Source organism: Flavobacterium sp. GCM10023249 (genome assembly GCF_042653365.1).
Classification (GTDB): Bacteria; Bacteroidota; Bacteroidia; order Flavobacteriales; family Flavobacteriaceae; genus Flavobacterium.
Genome location: NZ_JBHSHZ010000006.1, coordinates 1 through 13734 on the forward strand (window position 1 = coordinate 1; position 13734 = coordinate 13734).

General features: G+C 35.8%; 15 protein-coding genes and 1 rRNA gene. 2 read left to right on the top strand and 14 right to left on the bottom strand.

The genetic code is table 11. The features are described from left to right. A 16S ribosomal RNA gene (locus ACFO7M_RS01655) occupies positions 1–330 on the bottom strand; the annotation flags it as partial. A gap of 1110 nt (positions 331–1440) precedes the next feature. Continuing rightward, positions 1441–2694 carry an ABC transporter permease gene (locus ACFO7M_RS01660; protein ID WP_379733674.1) on the bottom strand — a complete coding sequence of 418 codons (1254 nt, stop codon included), beginning with the start codon at positions 2692–2694 and terminating at the stop codon, positions 1441–1443. A 6-nt stretch (positions 2695–2700) separates the two neighbouring features. On the opposite strand from ACFO7M_RS01660, the gene ACFO7M_RS01665 reads away from it, so the two are divergent. Then, positions 2701–3936: an exo-beta-N-acetylmuramidase NamZ domain-containing protein gene (locus ACFO7M_RS01665; RefSeq protein WP_379733676.1), complete on the top strand. Its 1236-nt coding sequence runs from the start codon at positions 2701–2703 to the stop codon at positions 3934–3936. Between the two features lie 13 nt (positions 3937–3949). On the opposite strand, the gene ACFO7M_RS01670 is transcribed toward ACFO7M_RS01665, so the two are convergent. After that, positions 3950–4447 (bottom strand): YkgJ family cysteine cluster protein, encoded by a 498-nt coding sequence (locus ACFO7M_RS01670; protein WP_379733678.1) that lies wholly within the window; start codon positions 4445–4447, stop codon positions 3950–3952. Between the two features lie 70 nt (positions 4448–4517). Here ACFO7M_RS01670 and ACFO7M_RS01675 point away from each other — a divergent pair, with 70 nt between their 5' ends. Then, positions 4518–5222: a class I SAM-dependent methyltransferase gene (locus ACFO7M_RS01675; RefSeq protein ID WP_379733680.1), complete on the top strand. Its 705-nt coding sequence runs from the start codon at positions 4518–4520 to the stop codon at positions 5220–5222. On the opposite strand, the gene ACFO7M_RS01680 is transcribed toward ACFO7M_RS01675, so the two are convergent. The 11 genes from ACFO7M_RS01680 to ACFO7M_RS01730 all read right to left on the bottom strand — a co-directional run bounded on the left by ACFO7M_RS01680 (position 5212) and on the right by ACFO7M_RS01730 (position 13732). Next, positions 5212–6369, bottom strand: coding sequence for an aminotransferase class V-fold PLP-dependent enzyme (locus ACFO7M_RS01680; protein WP_379733682.1), 1158 nt, complete (start codon positions 6367–6369; stop codon positions 5212–5214). The genes ACFO7M_RS01675 and ACFO7M_RS01680 overlap by 11 nt on opposite strands. Before the next feature lie 54 nt (positions 6370–6423). Continuing rightward, the gene (locus ACFO7M_RS01685; protein ID WP_379718942.1) at positions 6424–6816 is read right to left on the bottom strand and encodes an energy transducer TonB; all 393 of its coding nucleotides are present in this window, start codon (positions 6814–6816) and stop codon (positions 6424–6426) included. Positions 6817–7005: 189 nt separating this feature from the next. Continuing rightward, positions 7006–7398: an energy transducer TonB gene (locus ACFO7M_RS01690; protein WP_379718939.1), complete on the bottom strand. Its 393-nt coding sequence runs from the start codon at positions 7396–7398 to the stop codon at positions 7006–7008. A gap of 303 nt (positions 7399–7701) precedes the next feature. Then, complete coding sequence (locus ACFO7M_RS01695; RefSeq protein WP_379718936.1) at positions 7702–8097, bottom strand: energy transducer TonB; 396 nt, start codon at positions 8095–8097, stop codon at positions 7702–7704. Then, positions 8097–8729, bottom strand: a complete 633-nt coding sequence (locus ACFO7M_RS01700; protein ID WP_379718933.1) for a 7-carboxy-7-deazaguanine synthase QueE — start codon at positions 8727–8729, stop codon at positions 8097–8099. The genes ACFO7M_RS01695 and ACFO7M_RS01700 overlap by 1 nt, the downstream gene beginning before the upstream one ends. 135 nt (positions 8730–8864) lie before the next feature. Beyond that, positions 8865–10553, bottom strand: a complete 1689-nt coding sequence (locus ACFO7M_RS01705; RefSeq protein ID WP_379733684.1) for a tetratricopeptide repeat protein — start codon at positions 10551–10553, stop codon at positions 8865–8867. 16 nt (positions 10554–10569) lie between these two features. Next, positions 10570–11481, bottom strand: a complete 912-nt coding sequence (locus ACFO7M_RS01710; protein WP_379733686.1) for a PstS family phosphate ABC transporter substrate-binding protein — start codon at positions 11479–11481, stop codon at positions 10570–10572. Position 11482: 1 nt separating this feature from the next. Continuing rightward, complete coding sequence (locus ACFO7M_RS01715) at positions 11483–11704, bottom strand: hypothetical protein (RefSeq protein ID WP_379718925.1); 222 nt, start codon at positions 11702–11704, stop codon at positions 11483–11485. Next, positions 11705–12526 carry an energy transducer TonB gene (locus ACFO7M_RS01720; protein ID WP_379718922.1) on the bottom strand — a complete coding sequence of 274 codons (822 nt, stop codon included), beginning with the start codon at positions 12524–12526 and terminating at the stop codon, positions 11705–11707. It abuts the gene before it with no gap. A gap of 21 nt (positions 12527–12547) precedes the next feature. Continuing rightward, positions 12548–13093, bottom strand: a complete 546-nt coding sequence (locus ACFO7M_RS01725; RefSeq protein WP_379733687.1) for an ExbD/TolR family protein — start codon at positions 13091–13093, stop codon at positions 12548–12550. A gap of 18 nt (positions 13094–13111) precedes the next feature. After that, positions 13112–13732 carry an ExbD/TolR family protein gene (locus ACFO7M_RS01730; protein ID WP_379718917.1) on the bottom strand — a complete coding sequence of 207 codons (621 nt, stop codon included), beginning with the start codon at positions 13730–13732 and terminating at the stop codon, positions 13112–13114. Positions 13733–13734: the final 2 nt, after the last annotated feature.

The window sequence follows — 13734 nt, forward strand, 5'->3', positions numbered from 1 at the left end:
GGTCCGTGTCTCAGTACCAGTGTGGGGGATCTCCCTCTCAGGACCCCTACCCATCGTTGCCTTGGTGTGCCATTACCACACCAACTAGCTAATGGGACGCATGCTCATCTTGTACCGTTGGAACTTTAGTAACAAAAAGATGCCTTTTCGTTACACTATGGGGTATTAATCCAAATTTCTCTGGGCTATCCCCCTGTACAAGGTAGATTGCATACGCGTTACGCACCCGTGCGCCGGTCTCAAAGGAGCAAGCTCCTTCTACCCCTCGACTTGCATGTGTTAAGCCTGCCGCTAGCGTTCATCCTGAGCCAGGATCAAACTCTTCATCGTATAATTTTTAAAGCTTGCACTTAATTTTGTAGACAAAGTGCTAGGTTATTCGAATCTTACGATTCCTCTTACTCTCATTTTATTTGCTTCAAACATCTCTGTTTAAAGCGGCTGTCAATTCAATATGTCTATGAACGTGTCTTCTTATTTTTTCGCTAAACATCTTTCGTTGTTTGCGGGTGCAAAGGTATAAACTCTTTTCACATTACCAAAACTTTTTGAAACTTTTTTTTGAGAAAATTTTCTTTCCGTTTTTAGTGTCAATATTACTTAAGAACCTCTCCGTTGCGGGGTGCAAAGATAACATCTTTATTTTCTTCTTTCCAAATCTTTTTGCGATTTTTTTTAAGTTTTTCTCTCTCGATTCAAACTCAATCACTTAGACTTTTTAAGAACATTATTATAAAGAACTTTGCGGTTTCGCATGTCACTTGTTGTTCAATGCGGGTGCAAAAGTACCACTTCTTTTTACATTTCCTAACCTTTTCATAACCTTTTTTGTATCTTTTTTTTACTTCATCTGAACCTCAGCAAGTTAGCTACCAAAGTTTTTTACAGCTTTGTAGCACATCCGCTAAACTACCCTATCCCCATTGCACCATACAATACACAAAGTAAGCTTTTAGCAGGAGCGATGGCATGATTTTATATCCTTTACTAGTAGCCCAACACTACCTTTATATTACTTTGATACTACTTTGATATTACTTTAATACTACTTTAATACTACTTTAATACTACTTTGATACTACTTTGAACAATTCGATACAAACCTTATACCCTATTTAGGGATTATCATCATTGTAATTCTTGTGGCAGGCTATTGAAATCACCGGCTTTACTAAGTTCTACTTTTGGAAGCAACCGCTGTCAGGATTGGAAACCGCTGACAGGGTTAACTACTTAGTTGTTTCGAATTCTACACACCTATATATTTACTCCTATATATATAGGTGTACTTTCTTTGAACCCAATACTTGCGTGAGCGGGTGAAGTGGCATCCTTTTATGGTTGACTGAGGCTCACGAAGACAACAATAAAAGATACAACGGAACACGCGACCCGAAGGGACGAAGGGACACGCCATGAATTGGATTATACCTGTAGTAACTAGGTAAACTTGATTGCTTTAACTGGAGATATTTGGGTGATAATATACGATGGAATCAACAACACAAATAAGCAGACAAAGATTGTTCCAAGGTTGAGTCCTATTATATAAAGAGGATTAATATCGACTGGCGCTACGTTTACGTAATAATTTTCAGGATTCAACTTGATGATCCCGTAGTATTTTTGAATGAGAAGCAGACCAATTCCGATGACATTACCCCACAAAAGTCCTTTTGATATTAGATGAAACGCATTGTATAAGAAGATTTTTCGGACCGACCAGTTGTTCGCGCCCATCGCTTTTAGGATTCCGATCATTTGTGTTCGTTCCAGAATAAGCACCAATAATGCGACCACCATATTGATGGTTGCGACAATAATCATAATAATTAGGATAACTATAATATTCGTATCGAACAATTTGAGCCATTCGAAAATATAGAAATACTTTTCGGCGATAGTTTGCGTGTTGAGCGTTTTGGTCGGATCGATTTTGTTTTGTGTGTTATTGTACACTTCGGTTCCTTTTTCTTCAATTTGGTTGAAATCATTAAGAAAGACTTCGAAAGAACCCACTTGATCTGCCTGCCATTTGTTGATACGTTGAATATGTCGGATATCACCGATTAGAAAAGTCGCATCGAATTCCTGGAATCCAGAGTTGTAAATCCCTACTATTTTAAAAACACGAAGGTTGGGCAGTTTGTTTTCACCTTCCTTCATGAAGAACGTATTGCATTTATCACCCACTTTCAATTCCAAGCGATTGGCTAGGTATTCAGAAATAACAATTTCATTATTCAGTTCCGATTTCAGGTTAGGTATTTTCCCTACCTTAATATATTCTTGCAAGTTTTCCCAATCGTAATCTTTCCCCACTCCTTTAAAAACAATACCCTCGAATGATTTTTCGGTTCGAATAATACCTGCTTTACTGGCTACCGCCTGAATATGTTTGATTCCATCAACAGCCGTAAACTTAGGATAAAAATCCTGATTAGTAGAAACCGGCTGAACACTGGCTTGGGATTGATTGTCTTCTAAGTTAGAGATAATAATATGTCCGTTAAAAGCAGAAACCTTTTGGCGTATTTTTTGCTGTAAACCAATACCGGTTGCTACAGAAACCATCATCATCGTTAGTCCGATTGCAATAGCAGCAATGGCAATTTTTATAATTGGTGAAGATATGCTACTTTTATGGCCTTTAGCTTTCGTTAATCGGTTAGCAATAAAATACTCTAAATTCAAAAGACAATGGTTTATAAATTGGTCCTCAAAAATACATTTTTATTCTTGTTTCTAACAATAGTGTCATGCGGAAATTGCAAGAAGACAACAGAAACTAAAAAAGAAGCGATAGATTCTGCCTCAGTTGTTATCACAGAAAATGTTTCGATTGCAACTATACAAACCGGAGCCGACAATTACAAAGCCTATTTACCTGTATTGAAAGGTAAGAAAGTGGGCATTGTAACCAATCAGACCGGAATTTTGAGCAATAAAACCCATTTGGTTGATTTTTTGTTGGCACAGCAAGTCGATTTACAGAAAATTTATGCACCCGAACATGGCTTCAGAGGAACGGCTGATGCTGGAGAATTGATCAAAGACGGCAAAGACACCAAAACCGGATTACCGATAGTTTCCCTTTATGGCAACAACAAGAAACCGAAACCTGAGCAATTAGTCGGGATTGATATCTTGATTTTCGATTTACAGGATGTCGGTGCGCGTTTTTACACCTATATTTCCTCATTGCATTATGTGATGGAAGCCTGTGCGGAGAACAACATTCCGTTACTTGTTTTAGACAGACCTAATCCGAATGGCGGAATAGTTGACGGTCCGATATTAGAAAAAGAGCATACTAGTTTTGTGGGAATGCATGAAATTCCGGTATTGCATGGAATGACTATTGGTGAATATGCTAAGATGATCAATGGAGAAAGATGGTTGAAAAATAATGTACAGTGTAAATTGGAAGTAATACCATGTTTGAATTACAACCGAAACATGACGTATAGCTTATTAGTAAAACCCTCTCCGAATTTACCGAATGACCAATCGATTAATTTGTATGCCAGTTTGTGTTTTTTTGAAGGCACCAATGTAAGTGTAGGGCGCGGAACGGAGAAGCAATTCCAAATTTACGGTTCGCCTTATTTAGAAAACCATGGATTTTCGTTTACACCGAAGCCAAATTTTGGTGCGAAAGATCCGGTGTGGAACGGAAAAGAATGTTTTGGAGAAGACTTAAGCCAAATTAAGAAAGTGAATCGTTTGGAATTACAATGGTTGATTAAAGCCTATCAAGAAAACAGTAAGACGAAAAATCCATTTTTCAATGACTTCTTCACCAAACTAGCTGGCACTAAAAAACTGCAACAGCAAATTGAAAGTGGCGTTTCTGAAACTGAGATTAGAAATTCATGGACAAAAGGTTTGGAAGATTTTAAAGCGAAACGAAAGCAGTATTTATTGTACCAATAACTAAAAATGCCTTTTACAAAGGCATTTTCTTTTTCATTTCTTCCACTATATTATAGGCTGCGGGACAGATAGCCACGTTTTTTAAAGTCAGATTAGATATTTGCTGAAACTTTTTACGGTCGGTATGCGGGAATTCTCGGCATGCTTTAGGGCGGACATCGTATATCATACAGTAATTTTCGGCATCTAGGAATGTACATGGAACGCTTTGCAACACATAATCATTGTCTTCATCAACACGCAAATACTGATCAATGAACTGTTGTGGTTTTTGACGGAAGTGTTTCGCAATGCGTTCGATATCGGCAGAAGTAAATAAAGGCCCAGTAGTTTTACAACAATTGGCACATTGCAAACAGTCGGTACGTTTGAATTCGGCATCATGCAACTCCTGCATAACATAATCGATATTCTTCGGAGCTTTCTTTTTCAGCTTGTCAAAATACTTTTTATTTTCGTTATGCTTATCTTTGGCTAACTTTTGTAATTCTTGTAATGAAGGCTTCAGCATGTAATTCGGTTTCAGAATGCAAAATTACTCAAATCAAGTCAAGAAACAATCAAATTAACACATCATCATTATGAAAGATCTTTTCGGGAAAGCTATTTTAGATTACCAAACCAATAATTCACCTGAGGATTTGATTACCGAAACGAACATTTCTGAGGCAGATGTAATGGATGTTGCGTATTTGTTTCGAGATTTTTTAGAAATGCCAAAACTGGAACAAAAAGCGTTACAACTCGCTAAAGGAAAGGTATTGGATGTGGGATGTGGAGCAGGAAGTCATGCCTTATATCTTCAGGACAAAAGACAATTAGACGTTCAAGCCATTGATATTTCGCCTAATGCGGTTGAAGCCTGCCGATTGAGAGGTGTGAAAAACGTCCGAGTCCAAAATATTCTCGAGGTTGAAAACGACACATTCGATACGATTATCTTATTAATGAATGGCACAGGTATCTTTGGGACTTTGGAAGAAACAACCAAATACCTTCAGAAATTAAAATCGCTACTCAATCCACAAGGTCAGATTTTGATTGATTCATCTGACATCATTTATATGTTTGATGAAGACGAGGATGGCGCATACCTGATTCCAGCTGATGGTTATTATGGCGAATTGGTCTTTACAATATCCTATAAAGAAGAAACCGAAGATAGTTTTCCTTGGTTATATTTAGACTACAACACCTTACAAAATGCAGCTCATGCCAATGGTCTGAACTGCAAATTGATTATGGAAGGTGAGCATTTTGATTATTTGGCAAAAATCACACTATAATTAAATCGGTTGTTTCGATAATTTCTTTCAACGCATTATACAAACGATCTAAATCCTCTTGAGAATTATAAGCATTGATAGAATAACGGATATAAATTGCATCATTCAAAGGCATTACCGGTATTTGAATTTTGTATTTGGTATATAAAACTTCCTTTAATTCTAAAGGTTTTGTTGTTTTGATGGGAATACTTGCCATTTGCCCCAAGAATTCTGAGGTAACTGGACAAATAGGATTCGTACCTACTAAATCGCAAAATTTTTGATAATTCTCCAATACAATTTGCTTACAAGTTTGTGAAATCTGTTTCCAATTATAGGATTCTAAAAAATCAACAACCTTAGGCGTACACAAATACGCCGAAATTTCATTAGTACCTTGATATTCGTGATAATCCAGAAACTGACTTTCACCCGGAGCTACACTTTCGTAACCCCAAGAAACCACTAAAGGTTCTAAGTCGTTTTGAAATTCCTTTTTCACATATAGAAAAGAACTTCCTTTGGGTGCCAACATCCATTTGTGCAACGTTCCTGTGTAATAATCAGGATTAAGATCTGTTATATTTAAGTCGATATGTCCCGGAACGTGGGCACCGTCAATAATGGTAATCAACCCTAGCTCTTGAGCCTTATCACAAATTTCTTTAACAGGAAAGATCAAAGCGGTAGCACTGGAAATATGATTTAAGAAAATAACCTTTGTTTTAGAAGTATAGCCACTCCAGAATTCTTCCAGTAGTTTCTCTTTAGAAACAACAGGTAGCGAAATAGACTGACGGACATACTTTGCTCCGACTTTCTTGAAATAGAAATTCCATGTACGATCCATGGCGCCATACTCGTGATTTGTACTTAAAATCTCATCACCAGGTTGTAGGTTTAGACTACGCATTATGGTATTTACTGCAAAGGTTGGATTGGGTGTAAAGTACAAATCTTGTGCATCACAGCCCACAAATGGAGCCAAATGTTCACGAGCTGTTTTTAAATATTGAGGTTGTTTTTTTTGGATAAAGACGACCGGATCAAATTCGAGTTCGGATTGAAACCTTTGGTATTCGTCGAAAATTGGTTTTGGACAAGAACCAAAAGAGCCATGGTTCAGAAAAGTAATGGAGTTATCTAACTGGAAAAGTGATTTCATTATATTGTTATTTCCAGTAAAAATAAAAAATCCCAACCGAAGTTGGGATGTAAATTATTTTATAATGATAGGAAAATTATATTCTACCGATACATTTTGCCCTTTCATACGACCGGGAGTCCATTTTGGACATTTCGACAGAATACGTTTTATTTCTTTACCTGCATTACCTACATCACGCAATATATTAACTTGAGATACAGAACCATCAGCACTAATAATAATACTAACCTGTACCGTTCCTGTTGGTATATTACCTTCTTCATCTTCTTGAATTTGGAAATTTTTCATCACAAACTGCATAAACTCAGACATGCCACCTGGAAACAATGGTTTCACTTCCACTGCGTCATACTGAATAGGAACTTCGATACCGTTAATTAGAGCTTTAGAAAAACTTAAATTAACACATAACATACTCAAGAATACTGCAATAATCTTTTTCATAATAATCTATTTTATGTGTTACTAATTGGGGACTAATCAAATAGCTTAAACAATAATACAAAATTGTCGTCAAAGGATGCAATAAAATCGATAAAGTGTTAAAAAAAGCTTAAAAAATACAACAATACGTACAAAAAAAACCTTTGCCATATTAAGCAAAGGTTTGATTGTCAGTATTTTATGTGTTATTTAATTTCGTAAAGTAATAGGAAGTGTATAAACTACACTTACTGGTTTTCCATCTTGATCTCCTGGAGTCCATTTAGGTGATAATGAAACCACTCTTTTGGCTTCTTCTCCAGTTCCGCTTCCAAGATCATTCAAGACTTTAATATCGGTTACAGCTCCGTTCGTATCGATTACAAAACTCACTTTAAGCACTCCACTCAGTCCTTCAACTTCAGGTGCTTTAAAATTTTTTCCGATAAATTTAATGAATTCATTAATCCCTCCAGGATAAAGTGGTCTATTTTCAACAGATTCGTAAGGAATTGGTGCATTTTTACTGATGGCACTGATTGGCGCTTGTGAAAACCCGAACTGAGTCACAAACAATACTGCGATTAGAAGTAGTTTTTTCATATTTACTGTGGTATTTTTAATTAGTAAAATAAACCAATACAGTATCTAAGTTTTTTGTTTTGGGACAAATAGCTTTTGAAAACTTCGCGTAAATGTATATAATTAATTTTTTATTAGCAAAATATTAACATTTATAATTTACACATCATTGCAATCAAAAGAAAACTTTAACAAATCATTGGTACGATAGTGAATTTTACATCTCTTTGAAACCATACTAAATAAAGGCTCTAGCTACTTCTACTCTCAACAACTATTTAGAATTAAAAAAAAAGGTTGAATTCTTGAATTCAACCTTTTGCTTTAGTTCACATTAATGTTAATAGGCAACAAAAATCTTGATCTGACTATACGTCCATTTTGTTCTCCCGGTTTCCAACGTGGAGATGCTTTTAAAACCCTAATCGCTTCCTCACCTGTACCATATCCAACATCACGTAACACCTTAATATCTCCAAGACTACCATCTCTTTCAACTACAAATTCGACAACAACCTTACCATTCAAGCCTTTTACATTTGGGTATTTGTAATTTGTACTTATATATTTACCGAATTCCGGAATACCTCCAGGATATTCAGGCATGACATCTATTCCAACAGAACTGTAAATGTTATCATCGTCTTTTGTATTATTTTCCTGAGCAAAGAAAGCAGATGAAAGAAATAGACATAGGATTAAGAACACAAACTTTTTCATTATGGTATATTTAAATATTTATGGGTTTGAAGTGAAACTCGCCATTTCGGGTTATTCATCACATAATCCACAATCAAAGGGGTTATCTCCTCTTTTTTACTCCATTCCGGTTGTAAAAATAAAATAGCATTCGGATTAACTTTTGCCGCTTGTTCTTCTGCAAAAATAAAATCATGTTTATTATACACTATAACCTTTAGCTCATTTGCAATATCGTAAGCCTCTTGAACAGGCAATTTGTTTTTCTTAGGTGACAAACAAAACCAATCCCAATCTCCCGAAATTGGATAAGCGCCAGAAGTTTCAATATGAACTCTTAAATTTTGGCTTTTCAAACGAGTGGTCAATTGGGTCATATCCCATGTTAATGGCTCCCCTCCTGTCACCACAACTGTTTCAGCGTATTTTTTGGCATTATCCACTATTTTGTCAATGCTTGTTGGTGGATGAAGTTCTGCATTCCAACTCTCCTTAACATCACACCAATGACAACCTACATCACATCCGCCGATACGGATAAAATAAGCGGCTGTTCCTGTGTGGTATCCTTCTCCCTGAATGGTGTAGAACTCTTCCATCAATGGAAGCATTTCACCTTTCTCTACTGCTATTTGTGTTTCTTTTGTAAGCATAATATTAAAATAGTCTGCAAAGATAAACAATTGATTTTAGTTTTATGCCGACAAAGTATTGCATAAATTGATGCCATCATAAGATAAAAAAACCGCTCCATATTGGAGCGGTTCATATTGCATTATAATTTAATATTATTTCAATGCTTTTTGAAGTGTTAACGCATCTGCATCAGCAGGATCTAACGCTAAGGCTTTTGTTACAAAATCCAAAGCTTTTACTTTATCCGTTTTACCGAAATATCTAGCCAATTCATTGTAAGATTCAACCATTTTACCTTTGAATTTCTCAACAGTTTCAGGGCCTTTAGTGATTACCACTTTTGTGTACTCTTCATATGAAGCAGCCATTTGAGCTTTCGCTGTAGCATCTGTCAACAATCCGTTTACTCTAGCTCTGTATAAATGAGCATCTTGAGTAGTTGGAGAAGCAGCAATCACATTTCCAAAAGCAACATCAGCTTTTTGTAATTCAGTAACATTCATATCTTTTGCATTCTTTTCAACGTTATTGAAATACAAAGAATAACCTAAGAAGAAATTATCATACAATCTGTTTTTTGATTCAGGATTCAACAAAGCAACTTCACAAACAGCAGCTGCTTCTGCATATAATTTCTTTTCAAATAATGCTTTACCATTATCACTTAATTCTCCAATTTGAAGTTTATCAATTGCAGCCGCTTTTTTGAAATTTTCCACACTCGATGCAAAAAGCGCTTGATCAACAACAGGCTTATCACTTGGAGTTGCACCATCTTTAATCGCTAATTTTTGTTGTGCAAAACCTAAATACATATAAGGACGTGCAAATTGTTTAGCTGCTGGGTTGTTTACATATTTTTCCAAATCTGCAACAGCTTCAGCATATTTACCTTTTTCATACGCGGTATAACCTGAGAACAATACAACTTTTGGATCATTCACACCTTTACTTTTCAGATCAGCAGTCGCTTTTTCCAATGCATCAAATTCCTTAGTTACAAACAAGAAATCCATTTGACGTAATTTGGAAGACAAAGAGTAATCTGTAAGACTCATGTACTTTTCATAATTTTCCAAAGCTTTTTTCTTGAAATCTACACTATTCGCTCTATCGAAAGTTGACCATCCAAAATACGTTTCAGCTAATTCTCTATAAACAGGACCATAAGACGCATTGATTTTCACTACCTCTGCGAAGTTTTCAACTGCAGCGCTAAAGTTTTTAGAGTTTTTCAATAAAACTCCTTGTTGCATTTTTGCTCTAAGGAAACTGTTATTCGCGTCGAATGCATTTCTATAGTTTGCATAGGCGTCGTTTTGATTTTTATCAGCAGCATAAGCATCTCCTAAAGCTAATAAAGTTGCTGGATCATTTAGATTAACAGCTTTTGCTTTATTCAAAACCTCGATCGCTTTTTTATAGTTTGGATTTGCTGAATTGGTATACGCTTGTCCAATATAAACCAACTGTTCAATATCTTTCTTTTTCATTCCGGCTGTAGCCTGATCAAAATTGAATTGCGCTGCTTGTGCATTACCATTATCCAAATCAATCTGACCTAAACCAATATAGTTGAATACACCGCCTTCTTTAGCAGTTATCCCTTTTTGAAAAACAATTTTTGCAGAATCCTGCACATTTTGTTTTAGATAAATATTACCTAAGAAGAAAGCGGCACGTCCGTTTTCAGGAGATGTACTTACAATGTTTTTTAAAATAGATTTTGCTTTTTCATATTGTTCAGCATCAATGGCTTTTTTTGCTGACTCAACATCTTGAGCAAAAGCAGCATATCCTAGTGCTAAAAATGCAACGCTGAAAAATTTAGATTTATTCATTTTTATAACTTTTTTATTAGTTTTCTTTTACAATTTCTTTTCGGATGATTAGATTTCTGCTTGGCATTCTTTCAGGAACTAAACCTGATTTAAGAATTATGCGTTGTCCAATCTCTCCTGCAACAAATGAAGCAAATCCCATGCCTAAACCGGAATAACCTTGATAATTTAACATTTTAATTTTTCTTGTTACAGGATAAAGTCCCGAAGCCATATGATCTTGAGTAGGCAAAGCAAATGTACCATTAATTGCTTTTACTTCCAAAACACTCACTTTATCAACAGTACTTTGAAAGTCAGGCAATGGTTGCATCAACCAATTCACACCAACAATCCCTATAGTACCTGGGTTCTCAGAGACAAATTTAATTACCTCATTATTTGTATTGAAAGAATAAATATTTTTAGTTGGCAAAGTAGTTACTTTGGCCATATCCATAAAATGCTTCACCGTACTTGAGTTGGCATTATCAAAAACCAAACCCTTAAATTTATTACTATCTCCCTTCATAAATTCAATTACGTCCTTCAAGTCAATTTTGGTACTCGAATTCCCTTTATCTGAAATAAAAGCAATTCCATCTGTAGCAAACGTTGTAACCTTAGGAGTTATTTTCTTTTGTTTGAAAAAATTACCTTCATTAGAACTTAGCTCTCTAGTCAAAATTGCCAAATCATTTTTCCCTTCTGATAAAAGTTTTACGATTTCGGTTTCCGATTTACCGATTAGAGTCACTTTAGCATCATATTGGTTTTCGAAAACCATCACTTGCTCTTCAATTACTGGTAAGATAGTTTCATCTACAAGTATAGACACTTTACCGGTTAAAATCGTATCCTTATCATTTTTAGCATTCTCCTTTAGATTACAGCTAAAAGCGCCGATAAATAGAACAGCTACAACAACCAGTACATATATTTTCTTCATATTATGATTTTTGAAAAAAGCGAATGAAACGCAGAAAAGCGTATCCTATAATAGCCACACCTAAAACCATACGGTAATTTTGAGGCATTTGTAACGGGAGTTTGTCCCAAAATAAAACAGCCAAGCCCATGGCAAGGTATATCAGAAAGAACAGTATACCTATAACGAGAAGAAATCGCTCTTTAAGCGATTTCTTCTCTAAATTATTTGAATAATTATTCATCTATTCAGCAGTAATAGTAACTGAGATTGGTAAGCTAAATCTAGCACGAACTTTTTTACCGTTTTGTTCACCCGGTTTCAATTTCGGCATTGTTTTTAAAACTCTGATTGCTTCATCTCCTGTTCCGTAACCTAAATCACGGATCACTTTAATATCTGTTAAACTACCGTCTTTTTCAACAACGAATTCAACGATAACTCTACCTTTCAAGTCCTGACCTGCTTTTTCAGCAATATCTTCAGTTCTATACTTAGAAGCTACATAAGCACCGAATTTACCCCAACCTCCTGGGTATTCAGGTTGTACTTCCAAACCAGCCGAGCTATATACGTTATTATCCACTACTTCTGCGGGCTTATCAGAATCTCCAGTTGGTTGATCGATAGTTACTTGTGCATCTTTATTCCCTTTTTGGTCTTTTTCTGCAATCGTTTTATCTTTCAATTCATCCATTGTTTTGATCTCTTCGGTAACCTTAGCAGCTTCAACTACTTTAGGTTTCACGAATTTCACCTCGTCGATTTTCGGTTTAGGTGGCTCCACTTTTTTAGGTGGTGGCGGTGGTGGAAGATTTTCTTTTGGTTTATTCAAGTCAATCAACACCACTTTTTCATCTATAGTGTTATCAGCAGAATCGCTACTAGGTAATAAATCTACTAATTTTGGTGCGCTTACAGCAATTGCAAACACAAATCCACCTAACAATAACGAACGTAATGCCGTTTTAGGATTATCTTTACGTAATTGGTATGCACCATACTTCTTATTACGTCCTTCAAACACCAAATCCAACCACTGCGTTTTAAATAAATCTAATTTCATTTTAAATAGTTGTTAGGATTATTATTTAGAAAGCAAAGCTTTCTCTTCTGGTGAAATATCTACTAGTGCATAAGTAGGCACTTTTGCAATTGCCATCTCATCCAAGATATCCACCATGTTTTTATAATTGGTTTTCTTGTCCATCTTGATGATAACAATTAACCCTTTGGTTTTATCGTTATATTTTGCTGGAACAGACTGCACCTTTTTCAAAATTTCCTGACGGATTCCTGCTCTACCATAAGTAGATTCACTTGGACCTTCAATTGGACTATCAACTCTTCCGTAGTACCATTTTACTTTATTGTTTTCTCCCAATAAAATAGTCATAGTTCTATCGTCTGCAACATCGATAGGTTTTTCATCCTCAGGCTTTTCTTCTTTATCAGGCAAACCTAAATCCATTGATTGTGGCTTTGATAACGAGGTGGTTAACATAAAGAACGTAATCAAAAGGAAAGCTAAGTCAACCATCGCTGTCAAGTCCACCTTGGCATTCGACTTTTTACTTCTTACCTTCTTGTCGCCTTTTTTGCCACCACCGGCGTCGGTATTTAATTCTGCCATTTCTTAATTTTTATACTGTTAGAAATCTTTCCCACGTAAACCAGTTACCAAATTGAAACTGTTTACATCTTGGTCTTGTAAAATATCCATCACTCGTTTGATTTGAGGATATTCTAATTTAGCATCACCCTTGATTGCGAACTTCATGTCAGAGTTTTTTAACTCTGCACTAGCCGAACGGGCGTTATAAATCCATCTTGACAACTCATCCTTTTTCTTGTCAATAGAGTCCATTGGAATACCAGGTTGAAAACCTTCTTTGTTTCTGTCTGATCCACTCATTGCGATAATTTGTTTCAAACTACCCACTGGAACACCGAAACCATCGATTAAAGAAAAACGTTTTTTCTCTTCCTCAGAAAATTTTATATTGTACTCTTGTCCCATAAGTTCAAGAGTTCTTACTCTGATATCTCTGTCAACTAATCCAAAGAATACTTTTCCTTTACCTACTGTTAACGTAGCTAATCCTGTTTCAGGTAGTTTTGTTTGCACAGTTGAATTTGGCGTATCTACAGCCAAAGGCTCAGGTTGTTTTGCAGTAGCAGTCAAGATAAAGAACGTCAACAAAAGGAATGCTACGTCACACATAGCAGTCATGTCGATTGCTCCTGCTTTTTTTTGCGTTTTTACTGCCATAT

Bases quoted from the DNA above. Each gene is read 5' to 3' on its own strand.
- ACFO7M_RS01720 (WP_379718922.1), bottom strand. From the start codon at position 12,526: ATGAAATTAGATTTATTTAAAACGCAGTGGTTGGATTTGGTGTTTGAA.
- ACFO7M_RS01670 (WP_379733678.1), bottom strand. From the start codon at position 4,447: ATGCTGAAGCCTTCATTACAAGAATTACAAAAGTTAGCCAAAGATAAG.
- ACFO7M_RS01705 (WP_379733684.1), bottom strand. From the start codon at position 10,553: ATGAATAAATCTAAATTTTTCAGCGTTGCATTTTTAGCACTAGGATAT.
- ACFO7M_RS01715 (WP_379718925.1), bottom strand. From the start codon at position 11,704: ATGAATAATTATTCAAATAATTTAGAGAAGAAATCGCTTAAAGAGCGA.
- ACFO7M_RS01680 (WP_379733682.1), bottom strand. From the start codon at position 6,369: ATGAAATCACTTTTCCAGTTAGATAACTCCATTACTTTTCTGAACCAT.
- ACFO7M_RS01685 (WP_379718942.1), bottom strand. From the start codon at position 6,816: ATGAAAAAGATTATTGCAGTATTCTTGAGTATGTTATGTGTTAATTTA.
- ACFO7M_RS01730 (WP_379718917.1), bottom strand. From the start codon at position 13,732: ATGGCAGTAAAAACGCAAAAAAAAGCAGGAGCAATCGACATGACTGCT.
- ACFO7M_RS01690 (WP_379718939.1), bottom strand. From the start codon at position 7,398: ATGAAAAAACTACTTCTAATCGCAGTATTGTTTGTGACTCAGTTCGGG.
- ACFO7M_RS01665 (WP_379733676.1), top strand. From the start codon at position 2,701: ATGGTTTATAAATTGGTCCTCAAAAATACATTTTTATTCTTGTTTCTA.
- ACFO7M_RS01675 (WP_379733680.1), top strand. From the start codon at position 4,518: ATGAAAGATCTTTTCGGGAAAGCTATTTTAGATTACCAAACCAATAAT.
- ACFO7M_RS01725 (WP_379733687.1), bottom strand. From the start codon at position 13,093: ATGGCAGAATTAAATACCGACGCCGGTGGTGGCAAAAAAGGCGACAAG.
- ACFO7M_RS01700 (WP_379718933.1), bottom strand. From the start codon at position 8,729: ATGCTTACAAAAGAAACACAAATAGCAGTAGAGAAAGGTGAAATGCTT.
- ACFO7M_RS01695 (WP_379718936.1), bottom strand. From the start codon at position 8,097: ATGAAAAAGTTTGTGTTCTTAATCCTATGTCTATTTCTTTCATCTGCT.
- ACFO7M_RS01710 (WP_379733686.1), bottom strand. From the start codon at position 11,481: ATGAAGAAAATATATGTACTGGTTGTTGTAGCTGTTCTATTTATCGGC.